Consider the following 14,916-nt stretch of genomic DNA (forward strand, 5'->3'; position numbering starts at 1 on the left):
GCTGAGGAGATCCTCCCATGGCTACCGAGAACGAGTACACGTCATCTGAGGGCGCCCCTGACCAGAGCGAACTCATCGCCGCCCTCAAGAAGTTCATTCGGACCCAGGGAGAGGGCTACCTGAGGGATCCGAACGTCTCCTCCATCGGCATCGCCCGCAAGACGACGGACAGTCGGCCGGAGGGGGAGATCGCGCTCCAGTTCACGGTCGACAAGAAGGCCCAGCCGGAGCAGCTGGAGGCGCTGGGCACGAAGAAGCTCCCTGAGTCGATCACCGTGGACGGCGTCGAGGTGCCCACGGAGGTGCTCCAACGCAGCTACGAACCGCAGTTCCGGGTCGTGGCCGAGGCTGAGAGCCCGACCCGCCACAAGCGTCTCGACCCGGCACTGCCCGGTGTGAGCGTCGGACACGTCAACGTCTCGGCGGGCACCATCGGCTGCGTCGTCTTCGACAGGCACGACGGCACTCCTTACGTCCTGAGCAACTGGCACGTACTGCACGGGGCGTCCGGCGAACCGGGCGAGGACGTCGTGCAACCGGGCCAGGCCGACGACCCGCACATCGACCGCAACCGCCTCGGCAGACTGGAGCGCTCCCACCTGGGGTTCTCGGGGGACTGCGCGGTCGCCACGGTCGAGGACCGCCGTTTCGACGCGGACATCCTCGACCTCGGTGTCGCACCGGAGGAGCTGGGCGAGCCGGAGATCGGTGACACGGTCGTCAAGAGCGGCCGGACGACCGGGGTGACGCACGGCGTGGTCCGCAGCCCCTTCAAACTCGTCCAGATCGACTACCGCGGTGTGGGTCCCCGGAACGTTCTCTGCTTCGAGATCGGTGTCGATCCGAACATCCCACCCGAGAACGGTGAGATCAGTCTGCCCGGCGACTCGGGCTCGGTGTGGATGTTCAAGGACCCCGGCGGCCGACCCGGCAAGGTGCTGGCGGGCCTCCACTTCGCGGGTGAGAGCCGGGCGGATCCGGACGAGCACGCGCTCGCCTGCCTCCCCCAGCTGGTCTTCGAGGAGCTGGGGATCACGCTGCGGCCGCCCGTTCCCGAAGCGGTGGAGGTGCTGGAGGGGTACAACCCCAACTTCCTGAGGGCACGTGTGCCGGCTCCGCGGCTCGACCCCAGGATCGAGCACGACCTGTTCCGGCTCGGGGACGCCGACGACATCCCCTACACGCACTTCTCCCTGGCGCTGAGCAAGTCGCGCCGCTTCGCCCTCTGGGTGGCCTGGAACATCGACGGCGGTGCGCTCAAGAGGCTCGACCGCAGGGGGATCCCGTTCTCCAGGGACCCGAGGATTCCGGATGAGGCGCAGGTCGGCGACGAGCTGTACAGGGCCAACCGGGTCGATCGAGGACACCTGGCGCGCCGGGCCGACCTGCTGTGGGGGAGCCTGGCCGAGGCGAGGAAGGCCAACACGGACTCGTTCTTCTTCACCAACATCGCTCCGCAGATGGACGACTTCAACCAGAGCAGCCGAGGCGGGCTGTGGGGACGGCTGGAGGACGCCGTATTCGAGGGCGTCAAGGTCGACGACCTGAGGGTGAGCGTGTTCGCGGGGCCGGTCTTCCAGAGCGACGACCGGCTGTACCGCGGAGTCCGGTTGCCGCGCGAGTACTGGAAGGTGCTGGTCTTCTCCGACCAGGGCGAGCTCAGGACCACGGCGTTCCTGCTGACGCAGAACCTCGACCAGCTCGAGGCCCTGGAACTGGACGAGTTCCGCGTGTTCCAGGTGACCCTGAGCGAGGTGGAGGAGCGATGCCGCCTCCGGTTCCCGGATCCCTTGCACGAGGCGGAGACGCTGGCCGTACCCGAGGCGCTGGCGCAGCGGGCTCCCCTGGAGAGCCTGTCCGAGATCCGGTGGAGCTGACGGACCCGCCGTGTCCGGGCCCCGGCCCACCGCGCCGGGGCCCCGCCTCCCGTTCCCGGGCCTGCCGTGATCGCTCACCCGCGCCGTCGACCCGTTCCCGGCCTAGGTGTATTGACCACGGAGGTTGGTAACACCCACCCCGGCTGACACACGACAAGAGGGCCTTCGGTAACGGTGTGGATTGCGACGTCTACACCAAGCACCAGAAGGCCCTCGATGCCCCACGCTACCCACACCAACGCCAAACTCACACCCACCGGACGCCTGGCCCTGGCCCGCTGTGTCGTCGAGGACGGCTGGCCCCTGCGACGGGCCGCCGAACGCTTCCAGGTCAGCACCACCACCGCCAGGCGGTGGGCCACCCGCTACCGGATGCTGGGCCAGGCGGGCATGCACGACGCCTCCAGCCGCCCCCACCACTCGCCCCGACGCACCCCCACCCGCCGCGAACGCCGCGTCATCAAACTCCGCCTCACCCGCCGATGGGGACCCGCCCGCATCGGCGGACACCTTCGCATGCACGCCTCGACCGTGCACCGGATCCTGACCCGCTACCACTGTGCCCGTCTGGCCCACACCGACCGAGCCACCGGACGGGCGGTGCGCCGCTACGAACGGGCCCGGCCCGGCGAGCTGGTGCACGTGGACATCAAGAAACTCGGCAACATCCCCACCGGCGGCGGCCACAAGACCCTGGGGCGCGCTCAGGGCCGCAAACACCGCTCCAAGGTCGGGTACGCCTACATCCACAACGCCGTGGACGACCACACCAGGTTGGCCTACAGCGAGATCCTGGCCGACGAGAGGAAGGAGACCGCGACCAGCTTCTGGGAACGCGCGCATGCCTACTTCGCGTCGGTCGGCATCACGGTGGAGCGGGTGCTGACCGACAACGGGGCCTGCTACAAGTCCCACGCCTGGCGCGATGTGCTCGCCGACCAGAAGATCAAGCACAAGCGCACCCGCCCCTACCGGCCCCAGACCAACGGCAAGGTCGAGCGGTTCAACCGCATCCTGGTCGAGGAGTGGGCCTACGCCCGCCCCTACACCAGCGAGGCCGAGCGGCGGGAGGCGTTCGGGCAGTGGTTGCATCACTACAATCACCACCGGTTCCACACCGCACTCGGCGGCCCTCCCGCCTCCCGTGTTCCTAACCTCTCAGGTCAGTACACCTGATATGTAGAGGTTGTTTGTCAAGAGCACAGCGCTGACCAGCGGCGATAGGTGGTGATCTGTCACCGCTGATACCCGCCGTGGCGCTTCCCGGCCTTGTTCGATAGCCGCCATCCCGTCACGCTGAGCTGGAAGTCAAGGTGGAGCGCCCCGAGCTTCAGCGAGGGACGAACGACCTTGACTACCAGCGGGGGGCGTGACGACCCTGGGCGTAGCGAGAAGGCCCCGCGGGCCCGGTATGGGGGTCGGCGGGAGAGCGCAACCCGGTTCGCGTGTCATGCACGACGCGTGGTCAGACTGATATGCGCGGGTTGGATACCGCAGGACGGACTGTTCGGCGGGAACGAAACCACGGTCTAGTAGACGAGCGTGGCCGGAACCGAACCGGCTGCTCATAGGTGTTTCGTGGATTGTTCCTCACGCGGTGTCCCCGGCTGAGCGCTCCCACCGACCGGCTTGGGCGGGGCTCACTCTCGTGCCGTGGCCAGGCTCCAGCACCACCCGGCCAGCTCCCGGGCGATCGCGACCGCCGCGACCACGGGTTTCTTACCGCGCTCGTCCAAACGCCGCCAGCGCTGGTGCAGGCGGTGGTTGCCCGCGTGGGCGCGTGCGCGCACCTGCACGGGTGCCTGCTCCCAGCGGGCGCGCATGTCCCGGGTGGGTCGGCGGTAGGGGCGGCGGTGGTGCCAGGCGGCCTCGACCAGCAACCGGCGCACGTGGGTGTTGCCGGTCTTGGTGATGGGCCCCAGCCTGCGGGAGGAGCCCGAGGAGTGCTCGCTGGGGACCAGACCCACGTAGGAGGCGATGGTGGCCCCGGTGAAGCGTTCCCAGTCGCCGATCTCCACCGCGAGGCCGAACGCGGTCAGTGTCGAGATTCCGCGCAGGCAGCGCAGCCGGGCCACCATCGCCGCCCACTCCGGTTCGGTGGCCGCGGTGATGATGGCCGTGTCCAGCCGGTCACGGCGGGCCTGGGTGAGCAGGACCTGCTCGTGGGCGGCTTCGAAGGCCGCCTGCAGGGCCGGTTCGGTGAAGCGCTGGCGGCTGATCCAGTCGTGGTGGGCCCAGGTCCAGGTGTTCTTGCCTTCCCAGAGCAGGCCCTGGCGCAGCAGGAGCTTGGACAGGCGGTGGCGGGCGCGCATCAGGTCGGCGCGGGCGTCCTCGCGGGCCCGGGACAGGTCCCGGGCCGCTTCACGGGTTGGGGTGGGCACCCGGACCGGGGTGATCTCGCCGAGGCGGAGCAGGCGGGCCAGGTGCAGTGCGTCGCGGGCGTCGGTCTTGATCCGGTCGCCGCTGGGTCGTTGGAGTTTGGACGGGGCGGCCACCACGCAGTCGATTCCGGCCCCGGTCAGGGTACGGGCCAGGGCGAAGCCGGTGGGGCCGGCCTCATAGGTGACACGGACCGGGGTCGTGAGGCCGGTGATCCAGCCGAGGATCTGGGTGTGGTCGCTGGTCAGGCGGGTGGTGATGATTTCGCCGGTGGGGCCGCAGATCGCGCACGCGGTGGTGGTGCGGGCGTGCACGTCCAGGCCGACGGTCGTAGGCTCGAAAGACACCGGGACCTCCCACACATGTAGGCACTACCGTCCAGGTTCTGCCTGGTCGGCAACCCACGGCAACGTGTGAGCGGGGTCCCGGCCCTTTTCGCGAACCCTCACTACATACCGTCTAGGGCGACGAACACTCCTCCACGGTCACTCCTCCACGGTGACGTCGTGCCCCGCCTCGAGGAGGCGTTCGGGGACTGCCCGACCAAGGTTGCCCAGGACGAGGACACCGATGGTGGCAGGCGTGTTCATGTGTTCCCCCGGCACCGCGGCCCCGCGCCTAGGCGTGCTCGACTTCCCTCACCACACGGTCACAGAAGGCGGGCAGGTCCCCGGGGTTGCGGCTCGTGGTCACGCCCTGGTCCGTGACCACCTCCTCGTCCACGACCACGGCACCGGCGTTGCGCAGGTCGGTGCGCAGGCTCGGATACGAGGTCAGGGTCCGGCCCCGGGCCACGTCGGCCTCCACCAGGACCCATGGCCCGTGGCAGATCGCGGCGACCGGTTTGCCCCTGTCCACGAAGCCGCGCACGAAGCGCATCGCGTCGCGATCCCTTCGCAGGTGGTCGGGGTTGACGGTACCGCCCGGCACGACCAAGGCGTCGTAGTCGTCGACCACGGCCTCCGATACCCGCCGGTCCACGGTGAAGCGGTCGGCGGGCTCGATGTCGCCGTTCATCGCCTGGATGGCCCCCGGGTGCAGCGAGACCAGCTCCGTCTGGGCGCCCTTCTCCTCCAACGCCCTCCTCGGCTCGACGAGTTCGACCTGTTCCACTCCGTCCGCCGCCAGTATCGCGACCCGGCGGCCGGTGAGCGTGCCAGTCATGCTCTCCCCCTCGGCTCGACCCACGGGCGCCACGACCGTACTCGGCGCCACACCTGCGGCCCTACCCTCCGGCGACCTCCTCAACGCCCACGCCGACCGGACGGGGGACGGGACGGGCGCTAGTGTCGTCGCATGGGCGCGCTCGAATTCCAACTGGTCCTGCTGCGCAGGATGGCCGACTTCCAGCCGGAACTGGTCGAGGAGGCGGTGCGCAAGCTCGGCGCCACCACGACCGCGATGCGCGAGGCCAACCGTCGTTGGCAGGCCATGGCACGGGGCGGACGCGGTTCCGGTGGCCCGGTCCGCCGGTTCACCACGGTTCTCGGTCCCGCCCCGTCACGGCGCGACATCACCGTGGGAGGCATGTCGTGCGAGGCCCGCCAGTGGCCGGTGCCACTCTGGCCGGACCTGCGCTTCGAGGTGGTCACCGCCCCCGGCGGCGCCCTGGTCCAGGAGTGGCTCGTGCGGGCCCCTCGAGTACCGGTGCCCCCGCTGCGCGGTGTCGACGACCTCCGGCCCTGGTCGTTCGTCATCGACGACGTCGCCCGCGCGCTCCCCTCGACACCGTTGGAGGGCACCGCCCCCTCGCGTTGGCGACTGCTGCTCACCGACTCCGGCGGCGGCCGTCACCTCGCCGACTTCACCTGGGGCCTGTTGCAGGAGGTCACACCGGTCACGCCCGCTGACTGACCCCGACCGGGCGCCCGGAACCGGCCGGTGATCCGTGGTGGGTGGTGACCCCTCCGGCTGAGCACGAGTACTCACGACACGGGCGAGGCCGCCCGGGAGCATGGGACCCACCGCCTCTACACAGGAGCACCCGTGAGAGCCCGATTCCTCATCCGCCTGACCTTCACCAACCCCGTCTCGATGATCTACCTCGGGCTCGTCGGCGTCTCCGCCGCGGTCGCCACGGCCGTCACGGTGTTCAGCGAGGATCCCGGATTCATCTGGGTGTGGCCCGCCCTGTTCACCTTCCCCGCCTTCATGGTCGTGCCGGTCATCGAGGACGCGGTCTGGGGATGGGACGCACCCACCTGGTTCTTCCTCGGCGGGATCGCCGTCTGCGCCCTGGTGCAGTCCTTCCTCCTCGGGGTACTCCTGGAGGCCCTGCGCGGTCTCCACCGGCGGCTCACCCGTCCGAACCGGAGCTGAGGCTCCAGGACACGTGCGCCCCGCGGACGGCGGCGCCGACCGTCCAAGGTGGCCGACCGGGACACCGAGCCCTGGTCAGGAGGGCCCGCGTCCTTCAAGCTGGGAGGAGAGGGCGGGGTGAGGAGGCGCGGTCCGCGTGGTCCGAGCCGTGGACCGTGGACATCCGTGTCGAGGACGTCGCGAAGTCCGTCCAGGGGTGTCGACGCGACCGTGGGAACCGCTGGTCCCGACCTCCTCGGCTCCGCCGGACGCCGATCCGCGAAAGCGAGGGTGTCATGAACCGGTCGACGACATGGGCCGCCCCCGAGGTGGCCGTGGAACACCGGGGAGCGGTGTCGCGGGACTCCGCCGACCACGCCCGCTCGACGATCGCCGCGGTGTTCGGGCACGCGCCCGAACCGGTGCTCTTCGCCCGCGTGAGACTGACCATGGCCGCCGGCCCGGCGATGGCGCGCCCGGCGGTCGCGCAGGCCAACCTGGACGTCAACGGCCGCCTGGTGAGAGCGCAGGTGGCGGGTGCGACCATGCGTGAGGCCATCGACCTGCTCCACGACCGATTGCTGGTCCGGCTCGACCGGGTCGGTCGGCACTGGGAGGCCCGCCGCGGTGGTCGGCCGACGGCGGGACCGCACGAGTGGCGGCACGGCGCCGAGCCCACGCACCGCCCGGACCACTATCCGCGCCCGGTGGAGGAACGGGAGGTGATCCGGCACAAGTCGTTCACGCTGGCCGCGGAGAGTCCCGACGAGGCCGCATTCGACATGGAGACGCTGGACTACGGCTTCCTGCTGTTCACCGACGCCGAGACCGGGCAGGACAGCGTCATCTACCATTCAGGCGAGGGGTACCGGCTGGCCCAGGTGGCCCCGCGTCCCCGCCGCGAGGGCACGAGCGCCGTCCCCTTGACGGTCAGCCCGCATCCGCCGCCGCGGATGGGCGTTCGGGAGGCGATCGACCGGTTGGAGACCACCGGACTGCCGTTCGTCTTCTTCCTCGACGCACGGACCGGACGGGGCAACGTGCTCTATCACCGCTACGACGGCCACTACGGCCTGATCACCCCCGCATAGCCCCGGGGAGGACACGATGACGGAGTTTCGCGACCGCGCCGACGCCGGGCTGCGCCTGGCCGAGCGGCTGGGTGACCTGGGCGAGGAGGACGTCGTCGTGCTGGGGCTGCCACGCGGCGGCGTGCCCGTCGCCTTCGAGGTCGCCCGGCGGTTGCGCGTGCCGCTGGACGTGATCGTGATCCGCAAACTGGGCGTTCCCTACCAGCCCGAGCTGGCCATGGGCGCGATCGGCGAGGGCGGCGTGCGGGTCGTCAACGACCAGATCATCCGCATGGCGAACGTCAGCGAGGCGGAACTGGACGGGGTGCAGCGACGTGAGCGGGCGGAACTGGACGCGCGGGTGGAACGGTTCCGCCGCGGCCGGTCCGGTGTTCCGCTGACCGGCCGGACGGTCGTCCTCGTCGACGACGGCGTGGCCACCGGAGCGACCGCGCGGGCCGCGTGCCAGGTGGCTCGCGCCCGGGGCGCCGACCGGGTGGTGGTCGCGGTGCCCGTCGGGTCCCCCGACTCGATCGCGGACCTGCGCCGGGTCGCCGACGAGGTGGTGTGCGTCCATGAACCCGAGTTCTTCCACGCCGTCGGTGAGTGGTACCAGGAGTTCTCCCAGACGCCGGACGAGGAGGTGGTCGAGCTTCTGGAGCGCGCCGCCCGAACCGACCTCGGTTGAACTCCCCGCGCGCGGAAGATGTGGCGGGCGATGAGGCGCACACACCTTTGAGGGGCGCATTCGAGGGGCGAAAGTGGAGCGGTGTATGGACCGCGCACACTCGTGGAGGAGCACATCATCGAGGGCGCTGACCGCATGGTCGAGACAGGTGAACAGCGCAGCGCCTGAGTGAACAGGTCTCCCACGGGACCCCATCGGGGACACGCGACAGCCGCGATATCATATGGAGAACTTCATATGAAAACAAGAATCGGTGAGGTGGCATGACGACCGTGGGCAGCAGGGCGCGAGGCCTCCCCGAGGAGGTCGCCGCCTATGTTCGGGAGCTCATCCTCTCAGGCAAGGTTCGCCCCGGGGAGTTTCTACGACTCGAACCGATCGCCGAGGCCGTGGGCGTCAGCAACACGCCGGTTCGCGAAGGGCTCCTCGCGCTGCGCAGTGAGGGCTTCGTCAAGCTGGTCCCCCGGCGCGGCTTCATGGTGGAGACCTTCACCGCCGAGGACGTCCACGACATCTTCTGGGCCCAGGGCAAGCTGGCCGGTGAGCTCGCGGCCCGCGCCGCGAAGCGGATCACCCCCGAGGAGATCGCGCGGCTGGAGGAGATCCTCGACGACTACGAGAAGGCCGTCGAGTCCGGTGACGAGGAGCGGATCGGCGCCCTGGGCCACGCGTTCCACCGCCAGGTCAACCTGGCCGCGCACTCCCACCGCCTGGCACTGATCCTGGGTTCGATCGTGCAGCACCTGCCCAATCGCTTCTATGCGGCGATCGAAGGCCATGTCGAGGCCACGCGCCAGGACCACCGCAAGATCATCGAGGCCCTGCGCTCGGGCGATACCCGGGAGGCGCGCAAGCTGACCGAGGGCCACCTCCAGGAGAGCACCAAGCACCTGGTCGAGCTCCTGCGGCAGCGCGGCCTCTGGGACGGCCGGGAGTCCGCCTGACCGGTCGGCTACGGCAGTCCGAGCGCCTGCGACGAGATGTGGTCGAGCACCGCGCCGTCTCTTGGGAGAAGCGCGTGCGGCGCGGCAGCCGCACCTCACGCGGCCGCCGTCTCAGCCGGCGGGACGGGCTGCCCGGGAGCGGCCTCGTTTCCGACGCGCGAACCGCAGGCGCATAGTGGATATCTTATGTGCTTCCCCCTCAGGCAGGGGCTCGGTCCGGTGCGAGCCGCGGTCAGGTCAGGATGACTCCGGTCGCCGCAGCCCCCGGAGCAGCAGGTCAACCAACCGGCGAGGGTCGTAACGGGCGTCGCTGTCGTGCCCGATGCAGAGGTTGCCGATGCCGCGCATCAGCTCGTAGGCCTGCGTACCGGGCCTGATCTCCCCGGCATCGACCGCGGCGTCGAGCAACCCCGCGCAGACGGGCACCAGGCGGTCAAGGAAGTAGGCGTGCAGCGCGTCGAAGCCGCCGCCGTCCGATCCCAGTGCGTTGGCGAGCCCGTGCTTGGTGACCAGGAAGTCGATGAACAGGTCGACCCACTGACGGAGCGCCACGAACGGGGAGTCGGCGCCGGCCAGCAGCCGCGGTCCCGCCTCAGCGCACTCCTCGACCTGGTGGCGGTAGACGGCGACGACCAGATCCGCCCGCGTCGGAAAGTGGCGGTAGATCGTCCCCATCCCGACGCCCGCCCTGGCCGCGATCTCACGGATCGGCGCGTCGACGCCGGAGGAAACGAAGACCGCCGCGGCGGCGGCGAGCAGTTTCTGCTGGTTGCGCCGCGCGTCGGCTCGCTTCCCCCGGGCGGACGCCTCCCCGGACTGGTTCGGACCGGACACCACGTTCTCCTCCCACCGCCGACACAGCGGAACACTACTCCGTTTACAAAACGGAGCGTTGTTCCGTATATTAAGCGGAACATCGCTCCGCTTTTGCGGCCGATGGACGCTCCTCGCCCCCACCCTCCGCACGCCCCGCGACCGGCGGCGGAGGCCACCGAAGGGAACAACGCCCCATGCGTGAACCGACGCACACAGCCGACGCCCCGAGCTCGCCCGCCGCCGTCCTCTCGATCAGCCCGGTGGTGCTACCGACCCCCGGGCGAGCCGTCGACCTGGAGGTGCGGGTGTCGGCACCCGTGACGGGGAGCGACCTACCGATCGTCCTCCTCTCCCACGGCCAGGGATCCTCGAACCACCTCTCCTCGCTGAACGGCTACGCACCGCTCGCCCACCACTGGGCGGCGCACGGGTTCGTCGTCATCCAGCCCACGCATCTGAGCTCGCGGAGCCTGGACCTGGATCCCGACCACCCCGAGGCGCCTCTGTACTGGCGATCGCGGGCCGAGGACATGACGCGCGTCCTCGACCGACTCGACGCGATCGAGTCCGCCGTCCCCCAGCTCCGCGGGCGCCTGAACCATGACAGGGTCGCCGTGGCCGGGCACTCGATGGGCGGGCACACCGCGAGCCTGCTGCTGGGCGCGCGGCTCACCGACCCCGACGACGGAACGGAGGTGAACCTGGCCGACCCCCGGATCGGGGCGGGTGTGCTGCTCGCCGCGCCCGGCAGGGGCGGCGACGCCGTCACCGGTTTCGTGGCCGAGAACTACTCCTTCCTCCTGACCATGGACTTCTCCACGATGACCGCACCCGCGCTCGTGGTCGCCGGTGACAAGGACGCCTCGGCCCACCTGACGGTCCGGGGGCCGGAGTGGCACACCGACCCGTACTTCCTGGCGCCGGGCCCCAAGTCCCTCCTCACCCTGTTCGACGCCGAGCACGGGCTCGGCGGGGTCTCCGGATACGACGTCGCCGAGACCACGGACGAGAACCCCGAGCGCGTGGCCGCGGTCCAACGGCTCACCTCGGCCTACCTCCGTTCCGAACTCCGCCCCGGGGACACCGCCTGGCGGGAGGCGTGCGACGCGCTGACCGCCGACCCCCACCCGCTCGGACGAGTCGAGTCCAAGTAGGTCCCCGTGTCCGGGCGCCGCCGAACGCGTGGGGCCCGGACACGGCGATCGGCCACCGGCGCACGTGCCCTGGAGCGGAATCGCCCCCTCGCGGACGGTGTGTGTTGCCAGGATGAGCCGAATCGACGGAACCCGCGCGCGAAGCCGCTCGGCTCTCAGGACCACGCGGCATTCCGGGGTCCTCGCACGGCGCCGCGGTGTCAGCGCACGCGCGCGTACCGGTGCGTTCCGTCGGCCGTCTCGACCGTGGTCCGCCCCCGCAGAACGAGGACGTCCAGGTGGGCGACGGTCTCGTTGACCGCGAGCATCCTGTTGACCGCGTCCAGGTCGCCGAACGGCACCTCGCGACGGGTCCAGGTGAGGCCGCGGGCCACGCCGAACGCGTCGTTCGCACCGTCCCCGAGGGCCGTAAGGGTCGCACGCAACCGGTCCTCGTGGTGCGCGAGCAGCTCGGTGACACGGGCGTGCACGCTGTCGGTGACCGGACCGTGCGCGGGCAGCAGACGGGCGTCGGCGTACCGGGTCATCAGGTGCAGCGAGTCCAGGAAATCAGCCAGCGGACGGCCACCCGGATCGGCCGGTTCGAAGCCGACGGACGGCGTGATGTGCGGTAGGACGTGGTCGCCGGAGAACATCAGCCCACGCCGCTCGTCCAGGTAGACGACGTGCCCCCGGGTGTGGCCGGGGGTCGGCACGACCCGGAGCCCACCGCCCGGAAAACGCAGCGTCTCCTCCCCCAGCCAGTGGTCCGGGGCCGCCCAGTCGCGGGGATCGTAGTCGTCGGGGTAGAGGGGTCGGACCTCCTCGGCCAGGGCGGTCGCTCCCGCCTGGCACAGGGTGCGCAGGAGGAAGGACAGCCCGCCGCGCCGCTCGTTGAGCAGTTCGAGGCCGCGGCGCTCCCCGGCTCCGAGGTGGACCCGGCAGCCCAGTGACCGGCGCAGCTCCACCGCGTGGGTGTAGTGGTCGCGGTGGACGTGGGTGACCAGGATGTCGCGGATCTCGGTCAGGTCGCGGCCGATGGCCGCCAGTCCCTCCTCCAGAGCCCGGCGCGCCTCGGGGGTGGCCCATCCGCTGTCGACCAGGAGGAGACCGTCGTCCTCGGCCAGGTCCTCCAGCACATAGACGTTCACGGCGCGCAGGGCGTCACTGGGCAGTGGTAGGGGGATCCGGTGTACCCCCGGGTGGAGGGTCTCCACCCCGGGCTCGGCCCACGCGCTTCGGTCGATCATGGTCGTCCCCTCACTGGTGATGCGCGGTGCACGGTGGGATGGCCGGTGGTGGTCAGCCGTGAACACTGGTGCTCCACTCGCCGACGCGCACCGGGTCGATGGACCCGGCCCCGTTCAGGTCGTCGTCGACGGGGACGGCCGCGCCCTCGGCCCGGCGGGCGCTCCGCATCAGCACGAAGACCAGCGGCAAGGCGGGGAATCGGCGCGCGACCGCGCCGCCGTGTGCGCCGAAGGCGGCGAGGCACTCGACCGGCACCGTCCGCGGGGCTCCGCCGAAGGCGCCGACGAGCGTGCGCGCCGGGCCGACGATGGCCGGTCGCCGCATGGCTCGGTATCCCTTTCTCGAAAACAATCGAAACCATATAAAATAAAATATCTGATTTCCGTTCCACGGGCAAGACCCGCCTGCCACGGACGCGGCCCGGCCGCACCGACGACCGACACGACCGGGCCACACCGCGCGGAGGCGGTCAGGATGGCGCGGACCACTCCCCCGTACCGCCCTTCCACCACACCGGGCGCATGACGGATACGAGTTTCCCGGCCGGTTCCAGGCCCGGGACAGCGGCCACGATGTCGGCGGCGTTCGTGTCCGGAACGCTCCCCGGCCTACCCCCGGAACTCGGCGACCGGTTCGCTCGTCCGTGGTCATGGTGCTCTCGGGCCCTGGCGCGCAACCACCGGCGTCTGTCCGGCCCCAGGGAAAGCCCCGCGCCTGGGACCGAAGCGGCGAACGGGGTAGGAACTTCGCGTGCCACAGGGGTGATCGGCTCCCCCTCCACCTCCTCACACCCGGAGCGGAAATGGCCCTGGTCGCCGGAATCGACAGTTCGACGCAGTCCTGCAAGGTCGTGGTCCGCGACGCCGACAGCGGCGCGGTGGTACGCGAGGCGCGTGCGCCGCACCCCGACGGAACCGAGATCCATCCCCGCGAGTGGTGGTCGGCGCTGACCGGCGCCTCCTCCGGGCTGCTCGACGACGTGGCGGCGGTGGCCGTCGCCGGGCAGCAGCACGGCATGGTCACGGTGGACGGCGAGGGGGAGGTCGTGCGCCCCGCCCTGCTGTGGAACGACATGCGCTCCGCCGGGGCCGCCGACGCCCTGGTGGCCGAGCTCGGCGGCCCCGAGTCCTGGGCGGACGCGGTGGGCAGTGTCCCCGTGGCCAGCTTCACCGTCACCAAACTGCGTTGGCTGGCCGAGCACGAGCCAGGCGCCGCCGCGCGTGTGGCCGGGGTGATGCTCCCGCACGACTGGCTCACCTGGCGGCTGACGGGCGGCGTGGGCGAACCTACCACCGACCGCGGCGACGCGTCCGGCACCGGATACTGGTCGCCGCGCCAGGGCGTCTACCGCACCGACCTGCTCGTCCGCGCGTTCGGACGCGAGATCTCCGTGCCGCGCGTGGCCGCCCCGAACGAGCCCGTCGGACACACCCCCTCGGGCGCGCTCGTCGCCCCGGGCACCGGGGACAACATGGGCGCGGCCCTGGGACTGGGGCTGCGCGCGGGGGACGCCGCGCTGTCCCTGGGCACCAGCGGAACCGTGTTCACGGTCAGCGACGAGGCCACCCGCGACCGCACCGGCGCCGTGGCCGGATTCGCCGACGCCACCGGACGCTTCCTGCCACTGGTGTGCACCCTCAACGCCGCGCGCGTGCTCACCGCCACCGCGGCGATGCTGGGCGTCGAGCTGGCCGAACTGGACGAGCTGGCCATGGCCGCCGAGCCGGGCGCGGGCGGCGTGGTCCTGCTGCCCTACCTGGACGGGGAGCGCACACCGGTGCTGCCGGACGCCGCCGGTTCGCTGCACGGCCTGCGCCGGTCCACCATGCGGCCGGAGAACATCGCGCGCGCGGCGGTGGAGGGCATGCTGTGCGGGCTGGCCGACGGGCTCACCGCGCTGACCAACGCCGGGGTCCCGGTGGGCCGGGTACTGCTCCTGGGCGGCGGCGCCCGATCGGCGGCGGTACGCGCGATCGCGCCCACGGTCCTGGACGTGCCGGTGGTCGTGCCCGCACCGGCGGAGTACGTGGCCCTCGGCGCGGCACGCCAGGCGGCGTGGGCACTGACCGGGGCCGACCTGCCCCCGGAGTGGGACACCACCGAGACCGGTTCGCAGACCGAGCCCGCGCCGGTGCCGCACGTGCGTGAGCGCTACGCGGCCGTCCGGCGGGCCGTGCACGGGGTGTAGGCGCATGCCCCCAACCCGGGCTCAGCGGTAGCGGCAACGGGGGTGACCGGTTCCCCACGCCATCCGGGGTCTGGGGCACCGACCGCGCGGGCGCCGTCGGACCGCGCCGCCGCAGGAACCCGGGGCCGCTCTGAGCACGATCGGCGGACCGAACATCGGCCCCTCGGGAGGGAGCGGGACGGTCACGGACGCGTGGGGATCGCACGCGGCGGCGATCAGCACGAACGCGAGGATCCAGGAACACGGGACCGGGAGCACGCGGCGTCGCTCGG

14 protein-coding genes are annotated in these 14,916 nt (G+C 71.1%); 9 read left to right on the top strand and 5 right to left on the bottom strand.

Annotated elements, in window-relative coordinates; genetic code table 11:
- Positions 1-17 precede the first annotated feature (17 nt).
- Both KIK06_RS10730 and KIK06_RS10735 read left to right on the top strand, forming a co-directional pair.
- Complete coding sequence (locus KIK06_RS10730) at positions 18-1,877, top strand: DNA/RNA non-specific endonuclease (protein ID WP_268643058.1); 1,860 nt, start codon at positions 18-20, stop codon at positions 1,875-1,877.
- A 216-nt stretch (positions 1,878-2,093) separates the two neighbouring features.
- On the top strand, positions 2,094-3,053 hold the full coding sequence (locus KIK06_RS10735; protein ID WP_268643059.1) for an IS481 family transposase: 960 nt from the start codon (positions 2,094-2,096) through the stop codon (positions 3,051-3,053).
- A gap of 464 nt (positions 3,054-3,517) precedes the next feature.
- On the opposite strand, the gene KIK06_RS10740 is transcribed toward KIK06_RS10735, so the two are convergent.
- Together KIK06_RS10740 and KIK06_RS10745 are read right to left on the bottom strand one after the other, a co-directional pair.
- Entirely contained in the window at positions 3,518-4,603 is a 1,086-nt protein-coding gene (locus KIK06_RS10740; protein WP_268641589.1) for an IS110 family transposase, read from the bottom strand.
- Between the two features lie 271 nt (positions 4,604-4,874).
- Positions 4,875-5,420 carry a type 1 glutamine amidotransferase domain-containing protein gene (locus tag KIK06_RS10745; protein WP_026128023.1) on the bottom strand — a complete coding sequence of 182 codons (546 nt, stop codon included), beginning with the start codon at positions 5,418-5,420 and terminating at the stop codon, positions 4,875-4,877.
- 132 nt (positions 5,421-5,552) lie between these two features.
- Between KIK06_RS10745 and KIK06_RS10750 the strand changes: the two genes are divergently transcribed.
- The 5 genes from KIK06_RS10750 to KIK06_RS10770 all read left to right on the top strand — a co-directional run bounded on the left by KIK06_RS10750 (position 5,553) and on the right by KIK06_RS10770 (position 9,256).
- Positions 5,553-6,110 (top strand): hypothetical protein, encoded by a 558-nt coding sequence (locus KIK06_RS10750; protein WP_268643060.1) that lies wholly within the window; start codon positions 5,553-5,555, stop codon positions 6,108-6,110.
- A 132-nt stretch (positions 6,111-6,242) separates the two neighbouring features.
- Positions 6,243-6,575, top strand: coding sequence for an SCO4225 family membrane protein (locus tag KIK06_RS10755; protein WP_017600969.1), 333 nt, complete (start codon positions 6,243-6,245; stop codon positions 6,573-6,575).
- A gap of 275 nt (positions 6,576-6,850) precedes the next feature.
- The gene (locus tag KIK06_RS10760; RefSeq protein WP_268643061.1) at positions 6,851-7,645 is read left to right on the top strand and encodes a sigma 54 modulation/S30EA ribosomal C-terminal domain-containing protein; all 795 of its coding nucleotides are present in this window, start codon (positions 6,851-6,853) and stop codon (positions 7,643-7,645) included.
- A gap of 16 nt (positions 7,646-7,661) precedes the next feature.
- Positions 7,662-8,312: a phosphoribosyltransferase gene (locus tag KIK06_RS10765; protein WP_268643062.1), complete on the top strand. Its 651-nt coding sequence runs from the start codon at positions 7,662-7,664 to the stop codon at positions 8,310-8,312.
- Positions 8,313-8,575: 263 nt separating this feature from the next.
- Complete coding sequence (locus tag KIK06_RS10770; RefSeq protein WP_017600966.1) at positions 8,576-9,256, top strand: GntR family transcriptional regulator; 681 nt, start codon at positions 8,576-8,578, stop codon at positions 9,254-9,256.
- A 237-nt stretch (positions 9,257-9,493) separates the two neighbouring features.
- On the opposite strand, the gene KIK06_RS10775 is transcribed toward KIK06_RS10770, so the two are convergent.
- Entirely contained in the window at positions 9,494-10,090 is a 597-nt protein-coding gene (locus KIK06_RS10775; RefSeq protein ID WP_268643063.1) for a TetR/AcrR family transcriptional regulator, read from the bottom strand.
- Positions 10,091-10,266: 176 nt separating this feature from the next.
- On the opposite strand from KIK06_RS10775, the gene KIK06_RS10780 reads away from it, so the two are divergent.
- The gene (locus KIK06_RS10780; RefSeq protein WP_268643064.1) at positions 10,267-11,226 is read left to right on the top strand and encodes an alpha/beta hydrolase family protein; all 960 of its coding nucleotides are present in this window, start codon (positions 10,267-10,269) and stop codon (positions 11,224-11,226) included.
- A gap of 200 nt (positions 11,227-11,426) precedes the next feature.
- Here the strand turns inward: KIK06_RS10780 and KIK06_RS10785 are convergent, their stop codons facing one another.
- On the bottom strand, positions 11,427-12,455 hold the full coding sequence (locus KIK06_RS10785) for an MBL fold metallo-hydrolase (protein ID WP_268643065.1): 1,029 nt from the start codon (positions 12,453-12,455) through the stop codon (positions 11,427-11,429).
- Between the two features lie 52 nt (positions 12,456-12,507).
- Complete coding sequence (locus tag KIK06_RS10790) at positions 12,508-12,780, bottom strand: hypothetical protein (protein WP_268643066.1); 273 nt, start codon at positions 12,778-12,780, stop codon at positions 12,508-12,510.
- A gap of 478 nt (positions 12,781-13,258) precedes the next feature.
- Here KIK06_RS10790 and xylB point away from each other — a divergent pair, with 478 nt between their 5' ends.
- Positions 13,259-14,644 (top strand): xylulokinase, encoded by a 1,386-nt coding sequence (gene xylB / locus KIK06_RS10795; RefSeq protein ID WP_268643067.1) that lies wholly within the window; start codon positions 13,259-13,261, stop codon positions 14,642-14,644.
- Positions 14,645-14,916: the final 272 nt, after the last annotated feature.

This window comes from Nocardiopsis sp. EMB25, assembly GCF_026797795.1.
In the GTDB taxonomy this organism is placed as follows: domain Bacteria; phylum Actinomycetota; class Actinomycetes; order Streptosporangiales; family Streptosporangiaceae; genus Nocardiopsis; species Nocardiopsis lucentensis.

What these genes read in the sequence shown, in the direction of transcription:
- KIK06_RS10730 (WP_268643058.1), top strand. Translation starts at nt 18, where the DNA reads ATGGCTACCGAGAACGAGTACACGTCATCTGAGGGCGCCCCTGACCAG.
- KIK06_RS10735 (WP_268643059.1), top strand. Translation starts at nt 2,094, where the DNA reads ATGCCCCACGCTACCCACACCAACGCCAAACTCACACCCACCGGACGC.
- KIK06_RS10745 (WP_026128023.1), bottom strand. Translation starts at nt 5,420, where the DNA reads ATGACTGGCACGCTCACCGGCCGCCGGGTCGCGATACTGGCGGCGGAC.
- KIK06_RS10750 (WP_268643060.1), top strand. Translation starts at nt 5,553, where the DNA reads ATGGGCGCGCTCGAATTCCAACTGGTCCTGCTGCGCAGGATGGCCGAC.
- KIK06_RS10760 (WP_268643061.1), top strand. Translation starts at nt 6,851, where the DNA reads ATGAACCGGTCGACGACATGGGCCGCCCCCGAGGTGGCCGTGGAACAC.
- KIK06_RS10765 (WP_268643062.1), top strand. Translation starts at nt 7,662, where the DNA reads ATGACGGAGTTTCGCGACCGCGCCGACGCCGGGCTGCGCCTGGCCGAG.
- KIK06_RS10770 (WP_017600966.1), top strand. Translation starts at nt 8,576, where the DNA reads ATGACGACCGTGGGCAGCAGGGCGCGAGGCCTCCCCGAGGAGGTCGCC.
- KIK06_RS10780 (WP_268643064.1), top strand. Translation starts at nt 10,267, where the DNA reads ATGCGTGAACCGACGCACACAGCCGACGCCCCGAGCTCGCCCGCCGCC.
- KIK06_RS10785 (WP_268643065.1), bottom strand. Translation starts at nt 12,455, where the DNA reads ATGATCGACCGAAGCGCGTGGGCCGAGCCCGGGGTGGAGACCCTCCAC.
- KIK06_RS10790 (WP_268643066.1), bottom strand. Translation starts at nt 12,780, where the DNA reads ATGCGGCGACCGGCCATCGTCGGCCCGGCGCGCACGCTCGTCGGCGCC.
- xylB (WP_268643067.1), top strand. Translation starts at nt 13,259, where the DNA reads ATGGCCCTGGTCGCCGGAATCGACAGTTCGACGCAGTCCTGCAAGGTC.